The organism is Paraburkholderia steynii, from assembly GCF_900100565.1.
Taxonomy (GTDB): domain Bacteria; phylum Pseudomonadota; class Gammaproteobacteria; order Burkholderiales; family Burkholderiaceae; genus Paraburkholderia; species Paraburkholderia terrae.
On record NZ_FNDI01000071.1, the window covers coordinates 1 to 7332 of the forward strand.

The 7332-nt window shown below is 62.3% G+C and carries 9 protein-coding genes and 2 pseudogenes; 6 read left to right on the plus strand and 5 right to left on the minus strand.

The features are described from left to right. Positions 1 to 86, plus strand: a pseudogene (locus tag BLT65_RS48360) (IS5/IS1182 family transposase); the annotation flags it as partial. An 84-nt stretch (positions 87 to 170) separates the two neighbouring features. Here the strand turns inward: BLT65_RS48360 and BLT65_RS46045 are convergent. Both BLT65_RS46045 and BLT65_RS46050 read right to left on the minus strand, forming a co-directional pair. Beyond that, on the minus strand, positions 171 to 491 hold the full coding sequence (locus BLT65_RS46045) for a CcdB family protein (protein WP_091790687.1): 321 nt from the start codon (positions 489 to 491) through the stop codon (positions 171 to 173). Continuing rightward, positions 491 to 733 (minus strand): type II toxin-antitoxin system CcdA family antitoxin, encoded by a 243-nt coding sequence (locus tag BLT65_RS46050; RefSeq protein WP_036001467.1) that lies wholly within the window; start codon positions 731 to 733, stop codon positions 491 to 493. The genes BLT65_RS46045 and BLT65_RS46050 overlap by 1 nt, the downstream gene beginning before the upstream one ends. Positions 734 to 1052: 319 nt before the next feature. Between BLT65_RS46050 and BLT65_RS48650 the strand changes: the two genes are divergently transcribed. Then, complete coding sequence (locus BLT65_RS48650) at positions 1053 to 1214, plus strand: CppA family protein (protein WP_341865861.1); 162 nt, start codon at positions 1053 to 1055, stop codon at positions 1212 to 1214. A gap of 138 nt (positions 1215 to 1352) precedes the next feature. On the opposite strand, the gene BLT65_RS46060 is transcribed toward BLT65_RS48650, so the two are convergent. After that, positions 1353 to 2870: a sensor domain-containing diguanylate cyclase gene (locus BLT65_RS46060; RefSeq protein WP_091790691.1), complete on the minus strand. Its 1518-nt coding sequence runs from the start codon at positions 2868 to 2870 to the stop codon at positions 1353 to 1355. Between the two features lie 663 nt (positions 2871 to 3533). Between BLT65_RS46060 and parS the strand changes: the two genes are divergently transcribed. Both parS and BLT65_RS46070 read left to right on the plus strand, forming a co-directional pair. Then, complete coding sequence (gene parS, locus BLT65_RS46065) at positions 3534 to 4070, plus strand: type II RES/Xre toxin-antitoxin system antitoxin (protein ID WP_091790688.1); 537 nt, start codon at positions 3534 to 3536, stop codon at positions 4068 to 4070. Continuing rightward, positions 4067 to 4543 carry an RES family NAD+ phosphorylase gene (locus tag BLT65_RS46070; protein ID WP_091790689.1) on the plus strand — a complete coding sequence of 159 codons (477 nt, stop codon included), beginning with the start codon at positions 4067 to 4069 and terminating at the stop codon, positions 4541 to 4543. Before parS ends, BLT65_RS46070 begins: the two co-directional genes overlap by 4 nt. Before the next feature lie 306 nt (positions 4544 to 4849). On the opposite strand, the gene BLT65_RS46075 is transcribed toward BLT65_RS46070, so the two are convergent. Continuing rightward, positions 4850 to 5233 carry an SET domain-containing protein gene (locus tag BLT65_RS46075; protein WP_081920809.1) on the minus strand — a complete coding sequence of 128 codons (384 nt, stop codon included), beginning with the start codon at positions 5231 to 5233 and terminating at the stop codon, positions 4850 to 4852. Between BLT65_RS46075 and BLT65_RS48365 the strand changes: the two are divergent. After that, positions 5230 to 5355: pseudogene (locus BLT65_RS48365) on the plus strand (HU family DNA-binding protein); the annotation flags it as partial. The gene BLT65_RS46075 and the pseudogene BLT65_RS48365 overlap by 4 nt on opposite strands. Positions 5356 to 5882: 527 nt before the next feature. Next, the gene (locus BLT65_RS46085; protein ID WP_091790690.1) at positions 5883 to 7010 is read left to right on the plus strand and encodes a toll/interleukin-1 receptor domain-containing protein; all 1128 of its coding nucleotides are present in this window, start codon (positions 5883 to 5885) and stop codon (positions 7008 to 7010) included. On the opposite strand, the gene BLT65_RS46090 is transcribed toward BLT65_RS46085, so the two are convergent. Further along, positions 7007 to 7332: transposase (locus tag BLT65_RS46090; protein ID WP_143036612.1), on the minus strand; the 326-nt coding region annotated here is incomplete at its 5' end. The two genes, BLT65_RS46085 and BLT65_RS46090, sit on opposite strands and share 4 nt — an antisense overlap.

Here is a 7332-nt window from a genome sequence, read left to right on the forward strand (position 1 = left end):
TGCCCGAAACACTCGCAGGTCTGCATTTTGTCGTCTTCGCCATGCTTATGCTTGTCCATGCAATCCCAGTACTTCGAAGTTCCTAACACCGTCTAATATTCAGGCGGGTTGAGGTTGATTTGCTGATGGGACGCCTGCCCCTTGTGAACAAAGCTGCCCGGTTCATTAACTCAGTATGCGCCGAAGATCCGGTCGAGCGCCGCAAGAATGGCCTCACGTTGATTTGCAAGGGAACCGATGCACTTGCCAAGAGCGTTCAGCGGGACCGCGCTCATGCCCGGCGTATCAAGGAAACATTCTTCGCCGTGGACTTCGAACACGGGCAGCAGGTCGGATGGCTTACCGGAGAAGGCGAGATGTCTGACAGGTCGCAGAGGAATCACGATGCGCGTCGGCAAAATGCCGACATGGGTGCTTTGCGCGTCGAGCAGGTAAGGTGCCAGTTTGCGCGTCTCAACGTCGGGGTTCGCGTAGAGATCAAACCTGGCCATCAAAACGTCCTGTATTTCGCGAGCGGAAGCCCGTCGCGATCGACCATCGCAGTGTAAGCGGCGACCAGTTCAGCGTTATCCTCCGCCCAACGGCGCGCCTCCGCCTCCTGGATTTCTTCACGCACGCCGCGCTCGCTCGCCCGCGAAAGATTGATGCCAAGCTGCTTGGCCCGCTCAAGCACCTCGGGCGGCAAGGTGACGTTGGTGGATTTGCGCGGTCGAACTTCGAGTGCTTTGCCCATGTGCGACTCCATGTTGCATATCATGTGCATTATGCTGCACAAGCTAATCCGGTCGCAAGCGTGTCGGCCGCTGGCAGGCCACTGCGAGACCAATATCGCGCAATCAGGGAGGTCGGTCCAATGTACTTTTAGCAGACCGTCTGACCACGACGAAGTCATCTGATACGTTCGTTAGCGCCCTTTATGTCGTCCGAGCCGGGTTATGGTGGCCTGCGAGCCGGTGGCGCGGTCGTCAGGAGGTGACCTCATACGCTTGCCATCCGCGTGAAGTCTGTATAAATGTACAGTGCTGTTTTTATATGCAGTATTCTCGGGAGGCATGATGGAGCACCTGGTCAGGGTCTACAACGAGAAGGACCGGCAAACGCTCGAATGGCTGCGCAGGCACGTTGACGATGCCGCGATCGCCAGCGCCGTCGCGCAATGTACCGGATCGGGCAAGCCTTATCTCTCCATTGTCTGCAGAAGCCTGGGTGTGTGAACGCCGGCGTTTTCCTTGCAGCGCCGACATTCGTCGAGTCCGGTCGCGAACACTCCCTGGTGACCATCTGGGGCATTCTCGCGGCCCGGACGGCGTCAGCGAAACTGGTTGCTGTCCGGTAGGACGCGCACGCGGCGGTCACGGCTGGCGTAGGTCCGCTCCGCCCGTTCCTGACGCACGGAACTGCCCCACCCGGTTGCGCCCCGAGGCCTTGGCGCTGTACAGCGCCTCGTCGGCCGCGCGGATCACGCTGCTGACGTCGCCCTGCTGGTCGGGGCACCAGCTGGCCGCGCCAATGCTCGCCGTCACGCGCCCGTATTCACTGCCCGCATGCTCGATCGCTAGCTCACTGATCGCCGCGCGGATCTGTTCGGCAATCTGGCTCGCGCCGCCGGGCGCGGTATCGGGCAGGACAACGACAAATTCTTCGCCTCCATAACGCGCCGCACTGTCCGCGGGTCGCCGGATATTGTCACGGATGCAGCGTGCGACGGCGGCCAGTGCATCGTCTCCGGCCTGGTGACCATACGTGTCGTTGTAAGCCTTGAACCGGTCGATATCGACGAAAAGGAGGGAGAACATGCTGCGGGTACGGCGCGCCCGACGCCACTCCTGCTCAAGTATCTCCCCCAGCGTGCGCCGGTTGTGCAGGCCGGTGAGCCCGTCCGTTCTTGCGAGCAGTTCAAGTTCCGATTCGGCCCGCATCCGGCGGCGCAACTGTGCGCCCAGCAGGAATGAAAGTCCGACGAAGCCGAGAGCAAACGCGGCCATCAGCGAGCCGATGGTGATCGCGCGTCGCCGCCACCCCGCGTAGATGTCCTGCTCGGCTTCGGCCACCATGATGATGAGCGGCAGGTCCGGAAAATTTCTGAAGTAGTAGAAGCGGCGCACGCCGTCAATCGACGCCGTCTCAGAGAAACTGCCTTCCGCCGCGGTTCTGAAGCGCCGGAACGTGCTCGCCTTGCTGATGTCGCGCCCGGGCGTGCGCTCATCGTACGGCTGTCGCATGACCATGATGCCGCTTTTGCCGATCAGCGAAATGGCGCCATGCGGCCCGAGGGAGAGTCCGGCGAAAAGCCTGTGAAAATAGTCGAGGTTGATCGTAATCAGCGCGATCCCGGCAAACGAGCCATCCGGACGGGAAATGCGCCGGGTCATGGCGATGCTGGGTGAACCGTCTCGCAGGCGCGACTCGTAAGGATCGCTGATGTAGAGACCCGCGTTGGGATTGTCGCGCTGTACGGTGAAATAACGGCGATCGGCGAAATTGCCTGTGCGCGCTACCTCGCTGGCTGAATCGATGATGATGTTGCCCGAGGCGTCCAGCACCAGGATCGCACCAAGGTCTCTGGCCGTCGTGGCGCGATCGAACAGCACCTGCGCGCGCAGGCGCGGCGGCAACGCCATCACTTCCGGGTCGCGCACGCCGTCGACAACGGCCTGCAGCGAGAGCGCGTACAGTTCCAGGTTCCGCTCGATATCCCGCTCGGCGACGAGCGCCAGATTGCGCGATGTTTCGCGGGCGCGCTCCATTGCATCGAGGCGCCCCTGATACAGGACCGCCGCGAACAGTGCCGTCACCACGAGTGCGATGACAATGCCGCCGCAAACCAGCGCCAGCGGTGCCGAGCGGCTGCGCCAGAACTGGTCGGTCAGCGATGCGCGCCCTCGCCTGTTGTTTGTTACCGTCTGCACGATGCCTCTTCACGTCTGCGGACAATCCAGCTACGCATGTCCCACGGGTTCGGGACGGTGTCATTGCTGCCTGGCTCGTCGCTTCGGCCGCTCCCCTCGATGCCTAACGGTCGAAAGGAGTTCGTGGATCTGCGATGACACTGCAGGCTCATCAGCAGACCCTGCAGGCCAGCCAGCGCCTACAGCAAGGCGCAGATGCGGTCCCCAGCTTTCCGCGCGCATGAGAGCGCCGGATATTCTACCGGCACACCACGGTGTTATCGGCAAAGGTCATGCTTTCCTGAACGCGGTCCTGCCGAGGGCCCGTTTGTTCGCCACGCGTGCCGGCGCTGCGGGGAAAAACAAAATTGACCTGAAGCGTTGGTCGAGTCGCCAACTGTGGAGATGCGCGCTCAGAAGAGGCACATCCCGACAGGTGCAGGTGGCCATCCACAAGACGACTTTCCGGTGGTCCACGCGATTTAATCGTTCGGCCAGAACGGTAAGCCGCTTCGGCGCTTGCCGATACTCCCATCGAGACTTCATCGTCATCGGCTACTGGTGATGGCCCGATTGCATGCGTCCCAGCTGCGCAAACTTCCCACATCCATTTGAGCTATAATAAAGGCTCATTTGGAGATACCCGTGAACGCGCCCGCCACCTCGTCCCGTCGCCCGGCCCGCAAGGCTGCAGTTCGTGTCCCGGTAAAAGCCGCCACGCCGTCGCGGGCTGCCAAACCGCACGCCACGAAGATCAATGATTACCTCACCCTCTATCACGCGCCTCCACTCGAGCGCATCAGCTTCATCAAGCACGGAGTGGATGCCGACGACGTGTACGTTCTTGCGCGCAACATGGGGACCTCGCAGGACAACCTGATGGAGACCTTGGGGCTGCCGCGCTCGACCATCATTCGTAAAGCCAAGGGGAAGGCGCGCCTGTCCGCGGAGCAGAGCGAACGAGTGATCGGTATGGCGAGGCTGGTCGGCCAGGTCGAAGCGATGGTCGCGGAATCCGGTAATCCGGAAGGCTTCGACGCCGCCCACTGGCTAAACGAATGGCTGAACCAGCCCAACCCGGCACTGGATCAGCGCCGTCCCGCCGAGTTCATGGATACGGTTGCGGGACAGGAATTTGTCGCTGCCCTGCTGGCGAAAGCACAGAGCGGGGCGTACGCGTGACGGTCACGGTCTGGCGGATCGCGACTGAAGCGCCCAACTACCCCGCAGACGATCTTTCCGGTGTCGGCGCGAAGGTGACGGGTGGCCGGTGGAACCGGCGCGGAACGCCGGTTTTGTACTGTGCGTCGACCATCGCCCTAGCCTGTCTGGAAACCGTGGTTCACATTCGCGCGGCGGGATTGCCGCTGAACCGCTACCTCGTTCGTCTCGACGTGCCCGACAACGTCTGGCAGGCCGCGACGGTTTTCACGAACATCTCAGCGCCCATCGGGTGGGACGCAATCCCCCCCGGTATGACGAGCCTGGATACAGGTGAGAAATGGATCTATAACGCCGCCACCGCCCTGCTTCTTGTGCCGTCCGTCATCGTCCCGGAGGAGACGAACGTCCTCATCAACCCGGCACATCCGGATGCAGCGGGCATTCGTGCGCAGAAAGTGCGGCGTTGGACCTACGATCAGCGAATGGGTTAAGGCTATGCGAGGCCTTCGACGGCCTCGAATGAAAGCGCGTAAAGGTCGTCAGTGATTGCCGCGTCAAAATGGTCGATGGATTGAGCGCCGAGGCGTTGGATGCGTCTCTATGCCTCGGACCGCTGACCCGGCACACCAACGGTGGCATTCCTTCGAGCAGCGGGCCGTGCGCTCACTTCTGGCTGCGTTGTGCTTCCCCGCGCGGCACCCACGAACTCTCGCGAGGATGATCCGACGCCAGCACATCGATCACCTTTCAACGGGAAGAGGCTGCCCGTTCTCCGACCGTGTACCTCCCGTTGCCATTCAGACCGCGAGCATGGTGCCTCGACAGCCGGCTACCCGACAGTGGCACGCGTACCTTCGGGCAATCGCAGCAGTCCGGCGACCTTCAACCTGAAGCTGATAGTCAATGAAAAGTTCCACGCCCTTTCCGATGGGACGGGTCGTCCGCATGAATACCCGGTCGTCATCCTGTTCAGCCTCGCGGTTCGGCGAGCAGCTGTGATTGAGCCACCGGGCGGGATTCCCTCCCCGGGCACCATCAATCACCCGCGCGCCATCCAGCGCGAAGAAAAACGTGTGGCCGTCTTCAGCGCCCGAAAGAGCGTAGGCCTGTTGTGCCTTTTTCCACGAGACAAGTGCGCCTTTATATTCGAGAAGGTACGTGTCGGGCTGGAGATCGACCAGCGCGAAAACGCCGCGGCCATGACGATCCCTTTACCGGCGAAGAGCGCTGGTTCGACGCGAAACCGGCAACGGTTCGGATCAAGGCACGTGCGCTGAAAAAGCTGAAGGACGCAGCGGCTTAATTTGCATCGCATCTGCTGCCTGGTGCGCGGCGGTATCCATGCGGGCCCTGGAAGGGCGTGCGCTGGCTTCGTTTCACATATTCGCGCCTTATACGACGCCCGCGTCAGTCTTCGCGATTACCCTCTCCAACGCCTCCTGACCGGCCCTCGTTCTCGCTGCACGAGCGCCACTCGCGCAAATCATATCCAACTCGCAATGCGATTGGGCGAGGTTTTGGGAACCGTCGCACGCAATTCCCGAATCACGAATGCGGTCAAAGCACGTCAGCGCACGGCACACTTGCGGAAGTGGCGTTGGAGTTTCTATCCTTCATGCGAGGACCTATGCGTTATAGGGCTCTGAGTTCAAAACCCGATTGGAAATTAGCGCAAACGACACTCCATGTCGCGAGTGCGCTGCTGCTGTCCATACGCACGGTGTGCTCGATGTGTAGGCGCGCGGCATCCGCCGCCCCCGCGCGTTCGCGGCCGAGTCGCCAAGGCGCTGCGGCCCGGGCGACGCACAAGAGAACAAGCGAGGGACCGACATGCCCGCGATCTTCATCAGCTACCGGCGCATCGACAGTAAGGCCTACGCGGGGCGGCTCTTCGATCGCCTGAGCCAGCACTTCGGCACCGGCCACGTGTTCATGGACATCGAGGGTGGCATCCAGCGTGGAGAAGATTTCGCGGACGCTCTGCAGCGCGCCGTGGAGTCGGTCGACGCGATGATCATCCTCATCGGACGCCAGTGGTTGACCTGCACCGGCCACAACGGTCGGCGCCGGCTTGACCAACCCGACGACTGGGTACGCCAGGAAACGGCCATCGCGCTGCGGCGCGGCATTCTGGTCCTGCCTGTACTGGTCGACGGCGCGAACATGCCGGACGAGGCCGACCTGCCCGAGGACATCCGCGCGCTTGCGCGGCGTCAGGCGAGCGAGATCAGCGACACTCGTTGGAGCTACGACGTATCGCAGATCGCCGCGATCCTCGCACGCAAGCTGCGCCGCTCACTGTGGCGCCGCGTGCCGGGACGCCTCGTGGGCACAGCTCTGGCCGCACTGGCCATCGCCGCAGCAGGCATCGGCTTCTTCCTCTGGCGTCCGCTGTCCACACCGCCCCTATCCACAACTGCCATTACCAGCACGGCCAGCAACGCTTCGACCGGCGCGGCCCCCGCCCCGCCGCCGGTCGCCTCGCGTCCGGCGGATCCAACGGCTCCGGCCGACCTGAGCGGCTTTTGGCGCGACGACGAGGGCGCGCTCTACAAGGTGGTGTCGGACTCGAGCGGCGGTTTCGACATGGCGCGCATCGAGCCGCCGGAGAAAGATCCCACTTACCGCAAGATCGACCTTCACGGACGCGACGTGGAAATCGCAATCGGCGTGCTGCCCTCGGGAACCCAGCAGGAACGGGCCGACATGGAACTCTCGATCGATGGCCGCTTCATGACCGGTCTGCGCAAGAGCACGCAGATCGAGGATACGGCCACTAACTGGGTGCTGCGGCGCGCTGACCCGCCGCAGGCAGGGAGCGCCTCATCGGCTGCCGACACCGGCGGGCGGAGCGCGCCGCAAGCCGGCTATCAGACCTTCTCCGACCCAAAATACACCTTCTCCTATCCGGCTAACGAATTCACATTCAAGAAAATCTCCGACCCTAGACGGTGTTAGGAACTTCGAAGTACTGGGATTGCATGGACAAGCATAAGCATGGCGAAGACGACAAAATGCAGACCTGCGAGTGTTTCGGGCAAGCGTTCGTAGTCACGTGCGAGGCGTCGAAAGCGGTTGAGCCATCCGAAGCTGCGCTCGACTACCCATCGCCGTGGCAACAGCACGAAACCTTTTTTCGCTTCATCGAGCTTGACCACCTGGAGATCAATTCCCTGAGCGCGTGCGGCCTGCGCAGGATCTTCGCCCGTGTAACCCTGATCGGCAAAGGCCACTTTCACGGTTTCTCCCGTTGCCTGCTGGACCTGGCGCGCCAACTCTG